Origin of the sequence: Variovorax sp. 38R (genome assembly GCF_014843395.1) — a bacterium.
GTDB lineage: Bacteria > Pseudomonadota > Gammaproteobacteria > Burkholderiales > Burkholderiaceae_C > Variovorax > Variovorax paradoxus_H.
The window spans coordinates 6,764,579-6,783,832 of sequence record NZ_CP062121.1 but is presented as its reverse complement, the minus strand read 5'-3'; the positions used below and the strand labels follow the sequence as shown (position 1 = coordinate 6,783,832).

Annotated in this window: 19 protein-coding genes; 16 read left to right on the top strand and 3 right to left on the bottom strand. The window is 68.2% G+C overall.

The genetic code is table 11. The features are described from left to right. Positions 1-7 precede the first annotated feature (7 nt). Complete coding sequence (locus tag IG196_RS31565; RefSeq protein WP_192194381.1) at positions 8-997, bottom strand: NAD-dependent epimerase/dehydratase family protein; 990 nt, start codon at positions 995-997, stop codon at positions 8-10. A 95-nt stretch (positions 998-1,092) separates the two neighbouring features. On the opposite strand from IG196_RS31565, the gene IG196_RS31560 reads away from it, so the two are divergent. The 14 genes from IG196_RS31560 to IG196_RS31495 all read left to right on the top strand — a co-directional run bounded on the left by IG196_RS31560 (position 1,093) and on the right by IG196_RS31495 (position 15,774). Continuing rightward, a complete protein-coding gene (locus IG196_RS31560; RefSeq protein ID WP_192194380.1) occupies positions 1,093-2,049 on the top strand; it encodes a LysR family transcriptional regulator in 957 nt (318 codons plus the stop codon). Beyond that, positions 2,050-2,544 carry a hypothetical protein gene (locus IG196_RS31555; protein WP_095948507.1) on the top strand — a complete coding sequence of 165 codons (495 nt, stop codon included), beginning with the start codon at positions 2,050-2,052 and terminating at the stop codon, positions 2,542-2,544. A gap of 410 nt (positions 2,545-2,954) precedes the next feature. Further along, entirely contained in the window at positions 2,955-4,148 is a 1,194-nt protein-coding gene (urtA, locus tag IG196_RS31550; protein ID WP_192194379.1) for an urea ABC transporter substrate-binding protein, read from the top strand. 5 nt (positions 4,149-4,153) lie between these two features. Then, the gene (gene urtB, locus IG196_RS31545) at positions 4,154-5,056 is read left to right on the top strand and encodes an urea ABC transporter permease subunit UrtB (protein ID WP_225616864.1); all 903 of its coding nucleotides are present in this window, start codon (positions 4,154-4,156) and stop codon (positions 5,054-5,056) included. 3 nt (positions 5,057-5,059) lie between these two features. Further along, complete coding sequence (gene urtC / locus IG196_RS31540; RefSeq protein WP_192194378.1) at positions 5,060-6,112, top strand: urea ABC transporter permease subunit UrtC; 1,053 nt, start codon at positions 5,060-5,062, stop codon at positions 6,110-6,112. Between the two features lie 29 nt (positions 6,113-6,141). Continuing rightward, on the top strand, positions 6,142-6,909 hold the full coding sequence (gene urtD, locus IG196_RS31535) for an urea ABC transporter ATP-binding protein UrtD (RefSeq protein ID WP_099797328.1): 768 nt from the start codon (positions 6,142-6,144) through the stop codon (positions 6,907-6,909). Positions 6,910-6,927: 18 nt separating this feature from the next. Continuing rightward, a complete protein-coding gene (gene urtE / locus IG196_RS31530) occupies positions 6,928-7,617 on the top strand; it encodes an urea ABC transporter ATP-binding subunit UrtE (protein WP_192194377.1) in 690 nt (229 codons plus the stop codon). A gap of 42 nt (positions 7,618-7,659) precedes the next feature. Beyond that, complete coding sequence (locus IG196_RS31525) at positions 7,660-8,697, top strand: aliphatic amidase (protein ID WP_192194376.1); 1,038 nt, start codon at positions 7,660-7,662, stop codon at positions 8,695-8,697. A 68-nt stretch (positions 8,698-8,765) separates the two neighbouring features. After that, positions 8,766-10,079 (top strand): purine-cytosine permease family protein, encoded by a 1,314-nt coding sequence (locus tag IG196_RS31520; protein ID WP_192194375.1) that lies wholly within the window; start codon positions 8,766-8,768, stop codon positions 10,077-10,079. Positions 10,080-10,106: 27 nt separating this feature from the next. Continuing rightward, the gene (locus IG196_RS31515; RefSeq protein ID WP_192194374.1) at positions 10,107-11,117 is read left to right on the top strand and encodes an alpha/beta fold hydrolase; all 1,011 of its coding nucleotides are present in this window, start codon (positions 10,107-10,109) and stop codon (positions 11,115-11,117) included. Further along, on the top strand, positions 11,114-11,932 hold the full coding sequence (locus IG196_RS31510; protein ID WP_192194373.1) for a CbbQ/NirQ/NorQ/GpvN family protein: 819 nt from the start codon (positions 11,114-11,116) through the stop codon (positions 11,930-11,932). Before IG196_RS31515 ends, IG196_RS31510 begins: the two co-directional genes overlap by 4 nt. Further along, positions 11,929-13,566, top strand: a complete 1,638-nt coding sequence (locus IG196_RS31505; RefSeq protein ID WP_192194372.1) for a nitric oxide reductase activation protein NorD — start codon at positions 11,929-11,931, stop codon at positions 13,564-13,566. Before IG196_RS31510 ends, IG196_RS31505 begins: the two co-directional genes overlap by 4 nt. Positions 13,567-13,632: 66 nt before the next feature. Beyond that, positions 13,633-14,787: a transporter substrate-binding domain-containing protein gene (locus tag IG196_RS31500; protein WP_099794449.1), complete on the top strand. Its 1,155-nt coding sequence runs from the start codon at positions 13,633-13,635 to the stop codon at positions 14,785-14,787. A gap of 333 nt (positions 14,788-15,120) precedes the next feature. Then, positions 15,121-15,774, top strand: a complete 654-nt coding sequence (locus IG196_RS31495) for an ANTAR domain-containing response regulator (protein ID WP_101490572.1) — start codon at positions 15,121-15,123, stop codon at positions 15,772-15,774. A 6-nt stretch (positions 15,775-15,780) separates the two neighbouring features. Here the strand turns inward: IG196_RS31495 and IG196_RS31490 are convergent, their stop codons facing one another. Further along, the gene (locus IG196_RS31490; RefSeq protein WP_192194371.1) at positions 15,781-16,671 is read right to left on the bottom strand and encodes a LysR family transcriptional regulator; all 891 of its coding nucleotides are present in this window, start codon (positions 16,669-16,671) and stop codon (positions 15,781-15,783) included. Positions 16,672-16,761: 90 nt separating this feature from the next. On the opposite strand from IG196_RS31490, the gene IG196_RS31485 reads away from it, so the two are divergent. Together IG196_RS31485 and IG196_RS31480 are read left to right on the top strand one after the other, a co-directional pair. After that, complete coding sequence (locus IG196_RS31485; protein WP_192194370.1) at positions 16,762-16,956, top strand: DUF1127 domain-containing protein; 195 nt, start codon at positions 16,762-16,764, stop codon at positions 16,954-16,956. 63 nt (positions 16,957-17,019) lie between these two features. Next, on the top strand, positions 17,020-18,687 hold the full coding sequence (locus tag IG196_RS31480; RefSeq protein WP_192194369.1) for a hypothetical protein: 1,668 nt from the start codon (positions 17,020-17,022) through the stop codon (positions 18,685-18,687). On the opposite strand, the gene IG196_RS31475 is transcribed toward IG196_RS31480, so the two are convergent. Beyond that, the gene (locus tag IG196_RS31475; protein WP_225616863.1) at positions 18,668-19,252 is read right to left on the bottom strand and encodes a uracil-DNA glycosylase family protein; all 585 of its coding nucleotides are present in this window, start codon (positions 19,250-19,252) and stop codon (positions 18,668-18,670) included. The two genes, IG196_RS31480 and IG196_RS31475, sit on opposite strands and share 20 nt — an antisense overlap. Positions 19,253-19,254: the final 2 nt, after the last annotated feature.

Genomic DNA, 19,254 nt, shown 5'->3' with positions numbered 1-19,254 from the left:
CGCACGTTCAGGCCGCGACGGCCACCGGTGCCGTCGGCAGGCACCCCATGCCGTCGAGCGCCGCCTCCACGGCTTCTTCGAGCGGCGTGTGCGGCTCGCGTCCCAGAAAAGCCACCAGCTTCGCGTTGTCCATGCCCACGGGCGTGCGCCACAGGTAGCGCATCTCGCGCAGTTCGCGAAAGGTCGCGACGAAGGGCGAGGCCAGCGTCAGCAGCCCCCACGCAAAGGCGCGCACGGGCACCTCGGCGCCAGTGCGGCGCGCCACCACGCTGCGGATGGCGGTGCTCATGCGCGTGCCGTCGGGGTCCCAATGCCCGGCCATGTGGAAACGCGCGAAGGCTTCGAGCCGGTCGCGCCGCGCCAGCAGCTCGACCATGGTGCGCGCCACGTCCGGCAGGTACGACCAGTGGTGGCCCGCGCCCGCATCGCCCGGGTAGCTCACAGCCCGCACCGGCTGCCCCGCTTTCACCAGCCCCTGCGAGAACCAGTTGTTGCCGGCCTTCGGGCCGAAGAAGTCGCCGGCGCGCACGATCAGCACGCGCGCGCCCTCGCGGCTCGCGGCCTCGAGGCGCCGCTCCATCTCGACGCGGATCGCGCCCTTGCGCGTGGCGGGATGTTGCGGCGACGCTTCGGCCAGCAGCGGGAACGCGTCGGGTCCGAAGTTGTAGACGTTGCCGGGCAGCACGAGGGTCGCGCCTTCGGCCTTGGCGGCGGCGATGCTGTGGTCGAGCATCGGCAGCACCAGCTCCGACCAGCGGCGGTAGCCCGGCGGGTTGACCGCATGCACGATGACCGCGCAGCCCTTGGCGGCCTGACGCACGGCCTGCGCGTCCATCGCGTCGCCGGCCATCCAGGTGATGCCGTCGCGCTTCCCCTCGGTGGCGCCGCGCTTCAGCGCGCGCACCTGCCAGCCTGCATCGCGCAGCTGGCCCGCCACCTCGCCGCCGATGCCGCCCGTAGCGCCCAGCACCAGAACCGTGTTGTCGTTGCCTGCCATGAAATGCTCCAGAAGAGTGATCGATGGACGAATTCTGGGCAGGATGGGGTTCGAATGGAATTGCCGAACATATGCCATCGGCCATACATTTCTGTATGACATGGAACATCAGCTGGGAGCTGTACCGCTCCTTCCTCGGCGTGCTGCGCGAGGGCTCGCTCTCGGGCGCGGCGCGCGCACTCGGCATCACGCAACCCACCGTGGGGCGCCATGTGGCGGCGCTCGAAGAGGCGCTCGGCGTGGTGCTCTTCACGCGCTCGCAGGTGGGCCTGCTGCCCACCGAGGTGGCGCTGGCGCTGCGCACGCACGCCGAGGCCATGGAAAGCACCGCGGCCTCGCTGCAGCGCGCGGCCAGCAGCCAGGGCGACGGCGTGCGCGGCGTGGTGCGGGTGTCGGTCAGCGAGGTGGTCGCGGTGGAGGTGCTGCCGCCCGTCGTGGCGCGGCTGCGCGAGGCGCATCCGGCGCTGAAGGTCGAGCTGGTGTCGACCAACCGCGTGCAAGACCTGCTGCGGCGCGAGGCCGACATCGCCGTGCGCATGGTGCGGCCCCGGCAGGCGCAGCTGGTGGCGCGCCGCATCGGGAACATCGAGCTGGGCTTTCATGCGCACACGAGCTACCTCGCACGCCACGGCACGCCGCGCACGCCCGACGACCTGGCGGCGCACGCGCTCATCGGCTACGACCAGCCCTCGGCCTTCGTGCGCGAGGCGATCAAGTCGCTCAAGTCGGCCACGGGCTTCACGCGCGACGCCTTTGCGCTGCGCACCGACAGCGACCTCGCGCAGCTGGCCCTCATCCGCGCGGGTGCGGGCATCGGCGTGTGCCAGGTGGGCCTGGCGAAGCGCGACGCCGCGCTGGTGCGCCTGCTGCCGCGCGCGCTCTCGCTCAAGCTCGACACCTGGGTCACGATGCACGAAGACCTGCGCCACAGCCCGCGCTGCCGCGTGGCCTTCGATGCGCTGGTCGAGGGCTTGCAACAGTACGTTGGCGCGGCGGCGGCCCCCGCGCCCCGGGCGACAATGCCCCGCGCAAGACCCAAAGCTTCTCCCTGAATGACGACGACCGACTCCCCCGACCACCTCCCCCTGCAGGAACCCCGCCTCTGGCGCGACGACCTCTGGACCGCCCGCATCATCAAGAACGAGGAAGACGACGGCTGGGCCGTCGAGATGACCCGCCACGGCGACCCCGAGCCCGCGCTCGTCGGCCCCTGGACCATGGGCCGCGACAAGAAGAACCCCAAGCCGCTGGACACCCCCGCCTTCCACACGCTGGTGAAGACCGCCGCCGAGGTGATCCGCCGCCACGAGCAGCAGCTGCACGCCACGCTCAACAAGAGCGTGACGGTCACCGCGCGCAACGACCAGCGCATTCGCGTGGCGCTGTCGATCGTGCCCGACGAAGACAACCCCTCGGCCACGCTCACGGCGTACGACGATGCCGACGATTCGGAACTGGCGAGCGTGAACGTGTCGCCCGCGTTCCGGCTCACGACCTCGAGCGCGACCGCGTGGATCGAGTCGGACTACGCGCGCCCGCGCAGCTAGCCGCCTCTGATTCACGCAGGCGCTGCGCGCGAATAGCACACGCACCGCCCTTTCGCCAATTAGCGAAAAAGCGTATGTTCACGCCGGGGTGAGGCGAGAAGAATCCGCCCCAACGAGCAATCGTTCCCAGTCATACGACGCCCGCTGCCAGTGCTGCCAGCGAGGTGTCGGGCAATAAAGCCCGAACCGGTTTCACCACCGGTTCGGGCTTTTTTGTTTTTTCGGTCGCAACAACGCCTTTTCAAAACGGATGCGCGTCATCCGGTGGCGCAGCTTTGCCCGAAGAAAAAGCACTGGCAGCACTGCGCTCGTTTGCAGGGGCCGCGCGGCGGGAGGAGACACCCACCCCGCGGTTCCGAAGGTCGGATGTTCCTGATGACTCGCACAAAACCAAAGCAAAGGAATTTGACATGACGAACGCTTTCAACCGCCGCCAGATCGTGAAGACGGGCGGCTCGATGATCGTGCTGGGCGCCGCCGGCGGCGTGGCCGGCCTGGCCCGCGCGCAGGACGGCGCCACCGTGAAGCTCGGCCTGCTGCACTCGCTCTCGGGCACCATCGCCATCGCCGAGGCCTCGCTGGTCGATGCCGAAAAGCTGGCCATCGAAGAGATCAACGCCGCGGGCGGCGTGCTGGGCAAGAAGATCGAGGCCGTGGTCGAAGACGGCGCGAGCGAGAACTCGGTGTTCGCCGAGAAGGCCCGCAAGCTGCTGGAGCGCGACAAGGTCGCGGCCATCATCGGCTGCTACACCTCGGCCTCGCGCAAGGCGCTGCTGCCAGTGCTCAACCAGGCCAAGGGCCTGCTGTTCTACCCGACCTACTACGAAGGCCAGGAGCAGGACAAGCGCGTGTTCTACCCCTCGCAGGAAGCCACGCAGTCGGTGATCGCGGCCGTGGAGTGGATGGCGCGCGAGAAGGGCAAGAACTTCTTCCTCGTGGGCTCCGACTACATCTATCCGCGCACCTGCAACAAGATCGCCAAGCCCGCCATCGCGAAAGCCGGCGGCAAGGTGCTCGGCGAAGAGTACGCACCGCTGGGCCACACCGAGTTCTCGTCGATCATCAACAAGATCAAGGCCGCCAAGCCCGACTGCATCTACAGCACGGTGGTGGGCGGCTCCAACGTGGCCTTCTACAAGCAGCTGCGCGCGGCGGGCCTCGACGGCGCCAAGCAGGTGCTGCTGTCGACCGTGGTGTCCGAGAACGAGATCGACGGCATCGGCAAGGACAACGCCGCGGGCTACTACGCCTGCATGGGCTACTTCCAGAGCATCAAGTCGCCGGCCAACGAAAAGTTCGTGAAGGCCTTCAAGGCCAAGTACGGGCAGGACCGCGTGATCGGCGATCCGATGGAGGTGGCCTACAACAGCGTGTACCTGTGGAAGCTGGCGGTGGAAAAGGCCAAGTCTTTCGAGGTCGACAAGGTCACGGCCGCCGCCGCGGGCGTGGAGATCGAGGCGCCCGAAGGCACGGTGCGCGTGCACGCCACCAACCACCACGTGTGGAAGAAGGTGCGCGTGGGCCGCGCGCGGCCCGACGGGCAGTTCGACATCGTGTGGGAATCGCCGCAGCTGGTCGAGCCCAACCCCTTCCCGAAGGTCTGAACGCGATGAACTTCGACATCGCGGTGATGCAGGTGTTCAACGGCGTGAGCCTGTTCACCATCCTGCTGCTCATGGCGCTCGGGCTGGCCATCGTGTTCGGCCTGATGGGCGTCATCAACATGGCGCACGGCGAGCTGATGGCGCTCGGCGCCTACATGACCTACCTGGCGGCGCGCTTCTTCGCGCACTACGCGCCGGGGTTCATGGACCTGTACCTGTTCGCCGCGATTCCGTTCGCGTTCGCCGTGACCTTCGCGTTCGGTTATGTGCTGGAGCGGGGTTTCATCCGCTTCTTCTACGACCGCCCGCTCGATACCCTGCTGGCCACCTGGGGCCTGAGCCTCATGCTGCAGCAGGCCTACCGCTCGATCTTCGGCGCGCAGGAAGTGAGCGTGCCGCTCGCCTCGTGGCTGGCGGGGGCATGGGAGCCGACGGCAGGCATCCAGCTGCCGCTGAACCGCATCTTCATCGTCGGGCTCACGGCCCTCGTCGCGGTCGGCGTGTACCTGCTGCTGTACCGCACGCCGTGGGGGCTGAAGGTGCGCGCGGTGACGCAGAACCGCGCCATCGCCGGCGCGGTGGGCATCGACACGCACCGCGTCGACGCGATGACCTTCGCGCTGGGCTCGGGCCTGGCGGGCATCGCGGGCGCAGTGTTCACGATGATCGGCTCGACCAACCCCGGCACGGGCCAGCTGTACATCGTCGACTCGTTCATCGTGGTGGTGTTCGGCGGCGTGCAGAGCCTCATCGGCACCGCGCTCTCGGGCTTTGCCATTGCGCAGTCGCAGACCTGGCTCGAGTACCTCATGAGCGGCTCGATGGCCAAGGCCACGATCCTGCTGCTGGTGATCGCGGTGCTGTACTTCCGGCCCAACGGCCTGTTCGCCACGCGCGCGAGGAGCTGACGCATGCACGGTCTTTCTCCTCAACGCACACGCGACCTCGGCGCGATGGTGGCGGTGCTGGTGCTGCTGGCCGTGGTGCTGCCGCTCACGCTCGATCCGTTCCGCCTGAACCTCATCAGCAAGTACCTGGCCTTTGCGTTCGTCGCGGTGGGCGTGGTGCTCACCTGGGGCTACGGCGGCGTGCTGAGCCTGGGCCAGGGCATGTTCTTCGGCCTGGGCGGCTACATGATGGCGATGTTCCTCAAGCTCGAAGCCTCCGCACCCGAACTGCCGGACTTCATGGTGTGGAGCAGCGTCGAGCAGCTGCCCGCATGGTGGCAGCCCTTCCACTCGCTGGGCTGGACGGTCGTGGGCATCCTCGTGATTCCCGCGGTGCTGGCCTATGTGTTCTCGTACGCGATCTTCAAGCGGCGCGTGAGCGGCGTGTACTTCGCGATCGTCACGCTGTCGCTCGCACTCACGCTCACGGTGGTGGTGGTCGGCCAGCAGGGCGACACCGGCGGTGCCAACGGCATCACCGATTTCCGCACACTGCTGGGCTGGGACATCGCGACCGACGAGGCCAAGCGCACGATGTACTTCGTCGAGGTCGCGGCCATCGCGCTGGTGATGATGGTGTCGCTCGCCATCGTGCGCAGCCGCTTCGGCAAGCTGCTGATCGCCATCCGCGACAAGGAAGATCGCGTGCGCTTCAGCGGCTACAACACGGCGCACATGAAGGCCTTCGTGTTCGCGGTGGCAGCCGTGCTGTCGGCCATCGGCGGGGCGTTCTACAGCCTGCAGGTGGGGCTGATTGCGCCGGGCGTGATCGGCGTGGTCGCTTCCGTCGAGATGGTGATCTACGCGGCGGTCGGCGGGCGGCTGTCGATCCCCGGTGCAGTGATCGGCGCCCTGCTCATCGGCTTTCTCAAGTCGTACCTGTCGGAGACCTTTCCCGAAGGCTGGCTGTACTTCCTCGGTGCTGTGTTCATCCTCGTCGTGTGGGCGATGCCGAACGGGCTCGCGGGCCTGGGTGAAAAGCTCATGCGCCGACGTGGAGTGGAGGTGGCGCCATGAACGCCACGATGACCATGCCCAACGGGGGCATGCCGCAAGCGGCGGCGGCGTTCTCGCACTCGAACGAACAGATCCTGCGCATCGAAGACCTCACCGTGTCCTTCGACGGCTTCAAGGCCGTGGACGGGCTGAGCCTCTCGGTCGAGCGCAACGAGCTGCGCGTGATCATCGGCCCGAACGGCGCGGGCAAGACCACGCTGCTCGACATGGTGTGCGGCAAGACCAAGCCCAGCGCGGGCCGCGTGCTGTTCAACGGCCAGGACCTCGGCCGCCTGAACGAGTACGAGATCGTGCGCGCCGGCGTGGGCCGCAAGTTCCAGACGCCTTCGGTCTACGAAGACCTCACGGTGCTCGAGAACTTCGAGATTTCGCTGCCGCGCATGCACGGCCTGCTGCAGTCGCTGACCTTTCGCCGCACGCCCGCCGTGCGCGAACGCATCGACGCGATGGCCGAGCAGGTCTTCCTGAGCGAGCGGCTCGGCCATCGCGCCGGGCAGCTCAGCCACGGGCAGAAGCAGTGGCTCGAGATCGGGATGCTGCTCATGCAGGAGCCCGAGCTGCTGCTGCTCGACGAGCCCGTGGCCGGCATGAGTCCGCGCGAGCGCGAGCAGACGGGCGACCTGCTGCGGCGCATCTCGGCCGGCAAGTCGGTGGTCGTCATCGAGCACGACATGGACTTCGTCAAGCGCATCGCACACCGCGTCACGGTGCTGCACCAGGGCAAGTTGCTGAGCGAAGGCACAGCCGCCGAAGTGCAGGCCGACCCGCGCGTGATCGACGTGTACCTCGGCCATTGAGAAGAAGGAGAAATTCACATGCTCGAAGTCTCCGACCTCAATGTGGCGTATGGCGAATCGCACGTCATCCGCGATGTGTCGCTGCGCGTCGCACCCGACGAAGCGGTCGCCATCATGGGCCGCAACGGCATGGGCAAGACCACCTTGCTGAAGTCGCTCATCGGCTTGCTGCCCGCGCGCGGCGGCCACATCCGCCTGGGCGGCGCCGAACTCACAAAGCTGCCCAGCTACCAGCGCGTGGCGCAGGGCCTGGCCTTCGTGCCGCAGGGGCGCATGGTGTTTCCGTTCCTCACGGTGGAGCAGAACATCCTCGCGGGGGCCGCGAGGTCGGGCCACCGCACGGTGCCCGACTACCTCTACACCTTCTTCCCCGTGCTCAAGGACATGAAGCAGCGCAAGGCCGGCAACCTCTCGGGCGGCCAGCAGCAGATGCTGGCGATTGCGCGCGCGCTCATCTCGGAGCCGAAGGTGCTGATCCTCGACGAGCCCACCGAGGGCATCCAGCCTTCGATCATCAAGGAGATCGCGCAGACGCTGAACGTGCTGCGCGCCGAGCGTGGCTTCGCCGTCGTGGTGTCGGAGCAGGTGCTGAGCTTCGCGCTCGACCTGGCCGACCGCTTTCTCGTCATCGATCGCGGCCGCATCGTGCACGACGAAGCACGCGCCACGCTCGACCAGGACAAGGTCAGGTCTTTCCTGACCGTGTAGCCCTTCCCTCTTTTTCCTCAACCACCCTTCAGGAGCAGCGTCATGAGACATGGTGATATTTCGAGCAGCAACGATTGCGTCGGCGTCGCGGTCGTCAACTACAAGATGCCCCGCCTTCACACCAAGGCCGAGGTGCTGGACAACGCACGCAAGATCGGCGAAATGCTGGTCGGCATGAAGCGCGGCCTGCCGGGCATGGACCTGGTGATCTTTCCCGAGTACTCCACGCACGGGATCATGTACGACGCCAAGGAGATGTACGACACCGCGTCGGCCATCCCCGGCGAGGAGACCGCGATCTTCGCGGACGCCTGCCGCCGCGCCAACGTGTGGGGCGTGTTCTCGCTCACCGGCGAGCGCCACGAGGAGCACCCGAACAAGGCGCCCTACAACACGCTGATCCTCATGAACAACCAGGGCGAGATCGTCCAGAAGTACCGAAAGATCATGCCGTGGGTGCCCATCGAGGGCTGGTACCCGGGCGACTGCACCTACGTGAGCGATGGCCCCAAGGGCATGAAGATGAGCCTCATCATCTGCGACGACGGCAACTACCCCGAGATCTGGCGCGACTGCGCGATGCGCGGCGCCGAACTCATCATCCGCTGCCAGGGCTACATGTACCCGGCCAAGGAGCAGCAGATTCTGGTGTCCAAGGCCATGGCCTTCATGAACAACACCTACGTGGCGGTGGCCAACGCGGCCGGCTTCGACGGCGTGTACTCGTACTTCGGCCACTCCGCGCTCATCGGCTTCGACGGCCGCACGCTCGGCGAATGCGGCGAGGAAGAGATGGGCATCAACTACGCCGAGCTGTCGATGAGCCTCATCCGCGACGCGCGCAAGAACGGCCAGTCGCAGAACCACCTGTTCAAGCTCGTGCACCGCGGCTACACCGGCACCATCAACTCGGGCGACGGCGACAAGGGCGTGGCAGCCTGCCCCTACAACTTCTACACGCAGTGGATCAACGACCCTGAAGGCACGCGCGAGATGGTGGAGTCGTTCACGCGCACCACCGTCGGCACGCCGGAGTGCCCGATCGAGGGCATTCCGAACGAGCCGGCGAAGCATCGCTGAGCCGCCGCCGAATCCCGCACTTCCGCCTTTCCCCCTTCAACGTCAAAAGCAAGAAAAAGAGGTATGCCATGAGTCAGACGCATGTCGACGACACGGTACTCGGCGACGAGTACGAGCACGACCCGGTGCCGCTCTCGAAGCGGCGCAGCACCTTCTCGGTCTCGATGGTGTGGCTCGGGTTCCCGATGATCATCACGGGGGCCATGACCGGCTCCATCCTGGTGGCGGGCATGGGCTTCCGGTCCGCGCTGCTCGCGATGGTCGTGGGCAACCTGCTGATGTTCGCGTACGTCGGGGCGCTCGGCGCGCTGGGCACGGCGCGCGGCCACAACTTCGCGCTGCTGGCCAGTGCCAGCTTCGGCAAGAAGGGCTACGTGTTCGCGTCGGGCCTGCTGTCGACCTTGCTGCTGGGCTGGTACGCGGTGCAGACCGGCATCACGGGCAACCTGATGCACACGGCCTTCAAGTTCGACTACCTGACGATGACGATCGCGGCCGGCGTGCTGTACCTGGGCATCACCTTCGTCGGCATTCGCGGCCTGCACTGGATCGGCATGGTGTCGGTGCCGCTGTTCGTGGTGCTGGGCGGCTGGGTCGCACTGCATTCGGCCGGCGCGGCGGGGTGGAACAAGGTGCTCTCGTACGCCGGCACGCAGCCCGCGCTGCCGATGTCCTTCGGCATCGGACTGACCATCGTGGTGGCGCTGTTCATCGACGCGGGCACGGTCACGGCCGACTTCAACCGCTGGGCCGCCGACCGCAAGAGTTCGCTGATCGCCACGGCCTGCGCCTTTCCCGTGGCCAACCTGGTCGCGATGCTGGTCGGCGGCGTCATGACGGCCGCACTGGCGCTGCCGCAACCGCAGCCCTTCGGCCTGGACAACATGTTCGGCTACCTGCTCGCGCAGAACGCGCCGTGGCTGGCCGTGGTGGCCTTCGTGTTCCTGCTGTGCAACCTGGGCTCGGTGTGCGCGCACTGCCTCTACAACTCGGCCGTGGGCTGGTCGCGCATCGGCAACGGGCGCATGCGCGTGTTCGCCGTGGCGCTCGCCGCGGTGGGCATCGCGATTGCCGCAGCCAACGTGTGGGCGCTGTTCATTCCGTGGCTGTCATTGCTGGGCATCCTGGTGCCGCCCATCGGCGCCGTGCTGATCGCCGACCTGTACTTCGTGCGGCCCGGCGCCGCCATCGGTGCCGACTGGCGCCCGCGCGCCTTCATCGCCTGGGGCGTGGGCTCGCTGGTGGCCTACGCCACCGAGACGATGGCGCCGCAGTTGTCGACTGCGGTGGCGGCCTTCATCGCGGCAGGCGTCTGCTACTTCGTGCTGCACATCGGCAGCGCCGCGCCGGTGGCGGCGGCCACGCCTTCCATCAAGAACTGAACACCTCTTTCGAAAGCGACAACGACCATGGACTACGAGATCTTCGACCTCGGCGACGTGCCCCTGCAACGCGGTGCGACGCTGCGCGATGCGCGACTCGCCTACAAGACCTACGGCAAGCTCAACGCCGACAAAAGCAACGTGATCGTCTACCCGACCTGGTACTCGGGCCAACACTACGACAACGAATGGCTGATCGGCCCGGGCATGGCGCTGGACCCCGAGAAGTACTTCATCATCGTGCCGAACATGCTGGGCAACGGCCTCTCTTCGTCGCCGAGCAACACGCCCGAGCCGTACAACCTGTCGCGCTTTCCGGACATCACGCTCTACGACAACGTGACGCTGCAGCACCGGCTGGTGACGGAGAAGTTCGGCATTCAGCAGGTCGCGCTGGTGGTCGGCTGGTCGATGGGCGCGCAGCAGACCAACCAGTGGGGCTGCCTGTACCCCGACATGGTGAAGCGCATCGCGCCTTTCTGCGGCTCGGCGAAGACGGCGCCGCACAACATCGTGTTCCTCGAAGGCGTGAAGGCCGCGCTCCAGGCCGACGTGGCGTGGAACGGCGGCTGGTACACCACACCGCCGAGCAAGGGCCTGCGCGCGGTAGGCCGCGTGTACGCGGGCTGGGGCCTGTCGCAGCCCTTCTACATGCAGGAGCTGTGGCGCGAGCTGGGCTTCAGCTCACTCGAAGACTTCCTGGTCGGCTACTGGGAAGGCTTCTTTTTGCAGAAGGACGCGAACAACCTGCTCGCGATGCTGTGGTCGTGGCAGCACGGCGACATCAGCGACAACCCGGTGTTCAAGGGCGACTTCAAGAAAGCGCTGGGCGCCATCCAGGCGCGCGCGCTCGTGATGCCGGCCGAGCGCGACCTGTACTTTCCCGTGGCCGACAACGAATGGGAGGTGTCGCACATGCCGAACGCCGAGTGCCGCCCGATTCCGGGCGTGTGGGGCCACTTTGCCGGCGGCGGCAGCAGCCCGGTCGACACCCGCTTCATCGACAACGCCCTCAAGGAACTGCTCGCCACGCCATGAACGCCCCCGTCCACGACCCGCTCGCCAGCTACCGCATCGAGACCGAGCCCTTCTACCGGCCCGCAGGCAATGAGGTGGCGCTGTACCGGCACGCCTACCGCCACCGCATGCCGCTGATCCTCAAGGGGCCGACCGGTTGCGGCAAGACGCGCTTCGTGGAGCACATGGCGTGGTCGCTCGGGCGGCCGCTGGTCACGCTCGCGTGCAACGAGGACATGACGGCGTCGGACCTCGTGGGGCGCTACCTGCTCGATGCGAACGGCACGGCCTGGCACGACGGTCCGCTGACGCTCGCGGTGCGCCACGGCGGCATCTGCTACCTCGACGAGGTGGTCGAGGCGCGGCAGGACACCACCGTGGTGATCCACCCGCTGACCGACGCGCGCCGCATCCTGCCGCTCGACAAGAAGGGCGAGCTGGTGCACGCGCACCCCGACTTCCAGCTCGTGGTGTCGTACAACCCCGGCTATCAGAGCAGCGCGAAGGACATGAAGCCGTCGACACGCCAGCGCTTCGCGGCGCTCGAATTCGACTACCCCGACGGCGCGCTCGAAGCGGAGATCGTCGCGCACGAGGCCGGCGTCGAACCCGCGCTCGCTGCGAAGCTGGTCGCCATTGCGCACTGCTCGCGCGAACTCAAGCACCGCGGGCTCGACGAGGGCGTGTCGACGCGCATGCTGATCTACGCGGGCGTGCTGATCCGCGACGGCGTGTCGCCGCGCGACAGCTGCGACATGACGATGACGCGCGCCCTCACCGACGACCCCGACATGGCGAGCGCGCTGCAGGGCTTTGTCGAGGCGCAGTTCGGATGAACGACGGGCACGGCGCCCTCTCGCTGCTGGCCCGCGGGCTGGCCGGCATCGATGTCGACGTGCAGCCGCTGGCCGGCGCACGCGCCGTGCTCAAGGGCCGCCGGCTGCTGTTGCCCGAAGGCGACGAGGCCGCGCGCCTGCACCGCGCGATGGTGGCGCATGCGGTCGCACACCTGCGCCACTCGACGCCCGCGCGGCCGGCGCGCACGCTCAAGCCGATGGGCATCGCCATCGTCTCGGCCCTCGAAGACGCGCGCGTCGAACGGCTGCTGTGCCGCGACTTTCCCGGCCTGCACGGCTGGTTCACCGCCGCGTTGCCGCCCGCGCCCGATCCGCTGGACCTGCGCTTTGCTGCACTGGTCGCGCGCATGGACCGCGTGCTGCTGCGCGCCGAAGCGACGGATGACAACCACTGGGTGAACAAGGCGCGCCGCCTGTTCGACGAGACCGTCGACCGCGCGGGGCTGGAGGACTACGACGCCTTCCGCGCCGTCGCCTCGATCCTCGCCAACGACCTCGGCCAGATGCGCGTGCGCTTCGAGCCGCAGGACTACGCCGTGCCCGCGCCCTGGCGCGACGACAACAGCTACCTGTGGGATTTCGGCGAGGCCGAGACACCGCCCGACGAAGCCATCGCACTGCAGCAGACGGGCGCGCGACCACCGCCACCATCTTCCGATGCACCGAACGAAGGCAACGAAGCGCCACCCGAAGGCATCGCCGAGATGGAGCTCGGCCGCTACACCTACCCCGAATGGGACCGCACTCAGGAGCGCCTGCGACCCGACTGGTGCACGGTGATCGAGAAGCTGCCCGCGTGGCAGGGCCTGGGCGCGATGGGCACTTCAACAGCGGCGGGCCATGAGCGCATCGTGCCGCTCGCCCTGCCCCGCGCGCGCCACCTCGACCGCACGCACCGCCTGCGCCGGCAGTGGGAAGGCGACGACATCGACCTCAATGCGGCCATCGAGGTGCTGGTCGATCGCCGCCTGCGTTTGCGGCCCGATGCGCGGCTGTTCATGCGCCCGGGCAAGGGGCCGCGCCCGTCGAGCGTGCTGGTGCTGCTCGACCTGTCGGAGTCGGCCAACGACGCGGGCCACGGCGATGGCGCCGTTTCGCTGCTCGACCTGGAGAAGCAGGCCGCGCTGCTGCTCGCTGCCTCGAATGCGCGCGGCATCGACCGGCTTGCCATCCACGGCTTCTCGTCGAACACGCGCGCCGAGGTGTATTACTACCGCCTGCTCGAATTCGGCCAGCCACTGGCCGCACCTTCGCGCGCCATGATCGGCGCGGTGCACGGGCGCTACTCGACGCGCATGGGCGCCGCGCTGCGCCATGCCGCCTCGCACCTGCAGGCCGAACCGGCGGGGCCGCGCGCGATCCTGCTGGTGACCGACGGTGCGCCGTCGGACATCGACGTGCACGACCCGAAGTACCTCATCGAAGACGCCCGCCAGGCCGTGGCCGAGGCGCGCGATGCCGGCGTGCGCAGCGCGTGCATCGCGCTGGACGGCGCGGCCGACGCGTATGTGCGGCGCATCTTCGGCTGGCGCAACTATTGCATCGCCGACGATGCGCGCAGCCTGCCCGCACGGCTGGCCCGCATGAGCACGCGGCTGGCCGCCGCCCATTGATGGAACGCGTGAAGAAAGACACGGAGGAGCACACAATGAGGGTCCACACATCCAGGAGACACCCCAGTGGCTGACAGGGACCCTCTTCGCGTCGGCATTCTGTATTCCGAGACCGGCGTCACCTCGACCATCGGCCTGTCGCAGCTGCAGGGCGCGCTGCTGGCCATCGAGGAAATCAACGCGGCCGGCGGCGTCGATGGCCGCGAGCTCGTGGGCGTGCGCTACGACCCGCAATCGAACCCCGTGCGCTACGCCCAGCTGGCCGAAAAGCTCATCGTGCAGGACCGCGTGAACGTGATCTTCGGCTGCTACATGTCGAGCAGCCGCAAGGCCGTGATCCCGGTGATCGAAAAGTGGAACAAGCTGCTGTTCTACCCCACGCTGTACGAAGGCTTCGAGTACTCGGGCAACGTGATCTACACCGGCGCGGCGCCCAACCAGAACAGCGTGCAGCTGGCCGAGTTCATGACCACGAACTTCGGCTCGCGCGTGTACCTGATCGGCTCCGACTACATCTACCCTTACGAGTCGAACCGCATCATGGGCGAGCTGGTGATGCAGCGGCCCGGCAGCGAAAAACTCGGCGAGCGCTACGTGGCACTCGACGCCACCGAAAAAGACTACCGCGCGATCATGGACGACATCCGCGACAAGCGGCCCGACTTCATCTTCTCGACGGTGGTGGGTGATTCGACGGCCAGCCTGTACCGCGCGTATGCCGAAGCGGGCTTCGATCCGAAGACGATGCCCATCTCGAGCCTCACGACGTCGGAGGCCGAGATCTCGCAGATGGGCCCTGGCGTGGCCACGGGCCACTTCACGGCGGCGCCGTATTTCCAGTCGATCGACTCGCCCGCCAACCAGCGCTGCCTGGCAAGGCTGCGCGCGCGCTTCGGCGACGGCTGCGTGCCCAACCTGTGCTGGGAAGCGTCGTACTTCCAGATGCACATCTTCGCCAACGCCTTCCGGCAGGCGGGCACCGACGGCATCGCGGAGATCCTGCCGCACATCCTGGGCAGCGAGTTCGATGCGCCGCAGGGCCGCGTGAAGATCGACCCGACGAACCACCACACCTGCCTGTACCCGCGCATCGGCCGCGTCGATGCGCACGGGCAGTTCACCATCGTCCGGCAGGCGACGCGCGCGGTGTACCCGGACCCTTACCTCGTCACCCACTCGCTGGGCGACTGGACGGCACGGCTCGACACGCTGGAGCTCTAGGATGACGTCGCGCTGCTTTTTCCACGTTGCAGGGAATGCTTCAGGGCGCACTCACGCCAACGGGGTACCTTGCTCCGCGAATGTCCTCCGCCCTTCGGGCTCCCCCTTGATTTCGCTGCGCAAGGCACCCCATCGACGTGAGCGTTGTTCAGTGCGGTTGTTGATCGACCGGAACAACGACCGCGCTCAGTGGGCGCAGGGCACTGGGTGCTTCCCGCAGCGAAATCAAGGAGGAGGGCGAAGCCCGGGGGACATTCGCGGAGGGAAGTACCCGGTGGCCTGCGCACACGCCCCGAACAGCAGCAACAGCGGCGCCCTGAGAAAGAGCTGACCGTGGACAGCACAGCCCCCAAGCGACACACCCTGCGGGTGACGCCACCGCAGCTCAAGGAGCTGCGGCTGCTGAAGATCGCGGTGATCCACCCCGACGACGCAGACGGCCGGCAGCTCACCCAGCAACTGCAGCGCATCGGCTGCCAGGTGCAGGCTTTCTGGCCACCCGTGCAGCACCTGCCCGAGGGCATCGACGTGGCCTTCATGGCCGTGCTGCCCGACTTCATCAACCTGCGTTTCGAATGGACCCAGAGCGAGGACGCACCCGCCGTCATCGCCGTCGTGACCTACGAGAACCCGACCATCGTCGAGGCCGTGCTCGAGATCGGCGCCAAGGCCGTGCTGCCGTCGCCGGTGCGTTCGTTCGGCTTGCTCTCGGCACTCGTCGTCGCACGCGAGGCGCACAAGGAAAGCCGCTCGCTCGCACGGCGCCTGCGCAAGACCGAGGCCAAGCTGCTCGGCGTGCGCCAGTTGGCCGAAGCCAAGGCCATCCTCATGAAGACGCACGACGTGTCGGAAGGCCAGGCGCACGACCTGATCCGTGAACAGGCCATGAGCAAGCGCACCACCATGGAAGACATTGCCGCGGCCATCGTCAACGCCAACGAAATTCTTTCGCTCGGCGCGCGCGGCAACAAGCCCGGGCCGGGCTGAACGAACTCAGAGCTGGCGAAAGCCCGTCAGCACCTTCAGCACGCTCTGCGTGGCACCGTCGAGCACGGCATGCTGGCGGTGCGCAATGCCCACGCGCCGCGTGAGTTTGGGCGTCACCGGGACGATCTGCATGCGGTCGTTGCGTGCCATGTCGGTGGACTTCTGCAGCGGCAACAGCGCGGCGCCGTAACCTGCTGCGACGAGGCTGCGGATGGCCGCGTCGTAGTTGAGCTCGATGCGCGCACGCGGCGCAAAGCCGGCGGCGGCAAACCACTCCATCGTGAGGCGGTACATGTGCGTGGTCGCCTCGTTGAAGATCAACGGCTGCGCCGCGAGCCACGCCGGCGTGACGCGCTTCGGTGCCTTCCAGCGCTGCGGCACGAAGGCCATCATGGGCTGCTCGCACCACGGCGTGACCACGATGCCGCGCACCGGCGGCTGCGGAATGGCGACGAGGCCGATGTCGAGCGTGCCCGCCGCGAGCCGCTCCATGGCCTCGTACGAGCCGCGGATGCTCACCTCGACGTCGATGCCTGCGTGCTCCGCGCCCAGCGCCTCGAGCACCTGCGGCAGCAGGTCGACCAGCACGCCGGTCGAGGTGCCCAGCCGCACGCGGCCCGTGCGGCCTTCGGCCTGGCGCTTGACGGCCTCCACCGCGTCGTCGGTGTCGCGCAGCAGCTTGCGCCCGCGCTCCACCAACGCTGCACCGGCCGGCGTGGGCAGCACGCGGCGGCTGCCGCGCACCACCAACGGTGCGCCCAGGCGCGATTCGAGTTCGCTGATGTGCAGGCTCACCGTCGGCTGCGCGAGGTGCAGCGCCTTGGCCGCGGCCGAGAAGGAGCCCAGGTCGGCAATGGCGATGAGCGTACGCAGTTGATCGAGGTTGAGCTGTCTCATCAGGAATGCTGATTGAAGGTGTCAGAAATCTCAACTTCCACAATAGCACGCGCCGCCGGAAGATGAGCGCTCCCCTACCAGGAGCCCACCGTGACCGCGCCGAAGCCACCGTCTTTTCATCAACGCCTGCTGCACGCCCTGCACGACTGGCGCCGCCGCGCCGTGACACGCCGCCGCGCCCGCGACGACGTGCAACTGCTGGCGGGCATGAGCGACCACGACCTGCGCGACCTCGGCATCGGCCGCAGCGAAGTGCCCGAGCTGGTCGACAGGCACCGCTACTGATTCACCGAAACGCGCGTGCGGTTTCTTCAGGGACCGCATGCGATTTGAGGTTCAATCCAGGGCGTGCCTTCCATCGCCACCCCTGCCCTTCTCTCCATCGAACTCACCTCGCCGCAGTCCGTCAACGGACGGCGCGCGGCCTTCCAGTCGCTGTGGCTGCTGGTGCGCATGCAGCACGCCCATGCCCACGGCGGCGGCAGTGGTGTCGTGCGGCTGGCCGACCTGCGCGGCGAGGTGTCCGACGCCAGCACGCTGCGCATGGTCGTGAGCCGCGCGTTCCGCGACTTCAAGGCCTGGGGCCTGGAGGTCGGCTGGGGCGAAGACCAGCAGCGCGAGCCGCGTTTTCTCAACGCCGAGCGGCGCAGCCAGGGCCCATTCTGGCTGCCGGCTGCTGAAGCGAAGCGCCTGCGCCTGCTCGTGGACGACCGCCCGGCCACCGCTGCAGAGATCGCGTCGTTTCTCGGCCTGCGTTCGCGCAAGGCGCAGGCCGCCGGCACGGTGACGCCACCCGACGCCGTGCACCTGCAGGACGCCGCGTTCTGGAAACAGCTGGTCGCCTCGCAGCAGGCCGCGCGCCAGGGCCGGTTGATGTCGCCGGTGGCGGGCGGCAACGGCAACGGCAGCGCGCTCGAGTCCATCCGCCTGGCCGGCACGCTGGCCGCGAGCGACTTCCAGCGCGCGCTGGTCACGCTCAACGAGGCGATGCTGTGGCGCCGGCTCGGCGACAACGAGCAGGCGCGCCGGCGGCTGCAGGCGCTCAAGAAGCAGCGGCTCGCGCACCACGTGGCGGGCAACGACTACCTGGGCGCGATGGAGTGCATCGTCTCGGCCTGGTGCGCCTACACCGCGCGCGACCTGCCGCTGGCGCAGTCGCTGCTGGGCGGCATGGCCGAAGACCCGGCGCGCGCGCTGGTGCTGCGCCACCACCCCGACGTGCGCTTCGAGTGGTGCAACCTGTGGGCACTGGCCTGCCGCTCGCGCGCCCTCGCGCTGGCCGCCGACGACCACCCGGCCGCGGCGGCACTCGCTGAAGAATCTTTGCAGCGCTTCGGCGAAGCGCTGGCGGCGGCCTTCGAATCGCACTCCTTCGATGCCGCGCAGCACGTGGCCGCCAACATGGGCATGGCCGCGTGGCTGTTCGACCGCGTGGGCTTGGGCGACCTGCCGGCGCTCGCGCACGACGGCCACCGGGCCGACACCACGCGCCGCGCGGTGCAGTGGATCGCCTTCAGCGAATGGCTGTGCGGCCACACCGACGGCCAGGGCCGCTCGGCATGGAACGCGATCTACCTGATGCGCATCGCGCGCGGCCACTGCAAGCCCGAGAAGCAGCCCACGCTCGCGCAGTTCCGCGCACAGAAGCCGCTCGACCCGGCCGCGATCTCGAAGCTCGCGGGCCCGCTCGCCGATGCCTTCGACGCCGCGAACTGGCCCGCGCGCTGGGTCGACGTGGCGCAGGCGCGGCTGGCCGACCACCAGGCCGGGCGACGCCGCTACCCCGGGCTGCAGCAGGGCAGCCTGCTGTTCGAGCACGCGTGGTACGCGGCGCATGCGGGCGACCTGAAAGCGGCCGAGCACTCGCTGGGCCTGCTGCGCGAGGTTCTGCCGCAGCTTGTGCCGAGCGACCGCGCCTACTTCACCGAGTCGTGGAACGACGCGCTGCCGGCCGAGCTGGTGCTGGAGGCGAAGCCGCCGCGGCGGCCGGCGGTACCTAAGAAAAAGGTGCGCTGAGCGCCTGCTGCACGCGCTCGCGCAGCACCGGCAACACGTCCAGCTCGAACCACGGATGGTGCTGGAACCACGCGGTGTTGCGTGGCGACGGATGCGGCAGCGGGACGAAGCGCGGCGCGTAGTCGGCAAAGGCTTCGACGGTTTCGGTCACGCCGCCGCGCGCAGTCTTGCCGAGGAAGTGGCGCTGCGCGTACTGGCCGATGAGCAAGGTCAGCGCGATGTGCGGCATCTGCGCCAGCAGGCGGTCGTGCCACAGCGGCGCGCACTCCTTGCGCGGCGGCAGGTCGCCGCTGGTGCCGCGGCCCGGGTAGCAGTAGCCCATCGGCACGATCGCGATGCGCGCCGCGTCGTAGAACAGCTCACGGTCGATGCCGAGCCAGCGGCGCAGCTGGTCGCCGCTCTTGTCGTTCCACGGCACGCCGGTCTGGTGCACCGTGAGGCTGGGCGCCTGGCCGACGATCAGCAGCCGCGCGCTCGCACTGGCCTGCACGATCGGGCGTGGCCCGAGCGGCAAATGGGCCTCGCACGCGCGGCAGGCGCGGATCTCGGCGAGCAGTGCATCCACGG

What these genes read in the sequence shown, in the direction of transcription:
- urtD (WP_099797328.1), top strand. Translation starts at nt 6,142, where the DNA reads ATGCCGCAAGCGGCGGCGGCGTTCTCGCACTCGAACGAACAGATCCTG.
- IG196_RS31555 (WP_095948507.1), top strand. Translation starts at nt 2,050, where the DNA reads ATGACGACGACCGACTCCCCCGACCACCTCCCCCTGCAGGAACCCCGC.
- IG196_RS31565 (WP_192194381.1), bottom strand. Translation starts at nt 997, where the DNA reads ATGGCAGGCAACGACAACACGGTTCTGGTGCTGGGCGCTACGGGCGGC.
- urtC (WP_192194378.1), top strand. Translation starts at nt 5,060, where the DNA reads ATGCACGGTCTTTCTCCTCAACGCACACGCGACCTCGGCGCGATGGTG.
- IG196_RS31510 (WP_192194373.1), top strand. Translation starts at nt 11,114, where the DNA reads ATGAACGCCCCCGTCCACGACCCGCTCGCCAGCTACCGCATCGAGACC.
- IG196_RS31560 (WP_192194380.1), top strand. Translation starts at nt 1,093, where the DNA reads ATGACATGGAACATCAGCTGGGAGCTGTACCGCTCCTTCCTCGGCGTG.
- urtA (WP_192194379.1), top strand. Translation starts at nt 2,955, where the DNA reads ATGACGAACGCTTTCAACCGCCGCCAGATCGTGAAGACGGGCGGCTCG.
- IG196_RS31520 (WP_192194375.1), top strand. Translation starts at nt 8,766, where the DNA reads ATGAGTCAGACGCATGTCGACGACACGGTACTCGGCGACGAGTACGAG.
- urtE (WP_192194377.1), top strand. Translation starts at nt 6,928, where the DNA reads ATGCTCGAAGTCTCCGACCTCAATGTGGCGTATGGCGAATCGCACGTC.
- IG196_RS31525 (WP_192194376.1), top strand. Translation starts at nt 7,660, where the DNA reads ATGAGACATGGTGATATTTCGAGCAGCAACGATTGCGTCGGCGTCGCG.
- IG196_RS31490 (WP_192194371.1), bottom strand. Translation starts at nt 16,671, where the DNA reads ATGAGACAGCTCAACCTCGATCAACTGCGTACGCTCATCGCCATTGCC.
- urtB (WP_225616864.1), top strand. Translation starts at nt 4,154, where the DNA reads ATGAACTTCGACATCGCGGTGATGCAGGTGTTCAACGGCGTGAGCCTG.
- IG196_RS31515 (WP_192194374.1), top strand. Translation starts at nt 10,107, where the DNA reads ATGGACTACGAGATCTTCGACCTCGGCGACGTGCCCCTGCAACGCGGT.
- IG196_RS31505 (WP_192194372.1), top strand. Translation starts at nt 11,929, where the DNA reads ATGAACGACGGGCACGGCGCCCTCTCGCTGCTGGCCCGCGGGCTGGCC.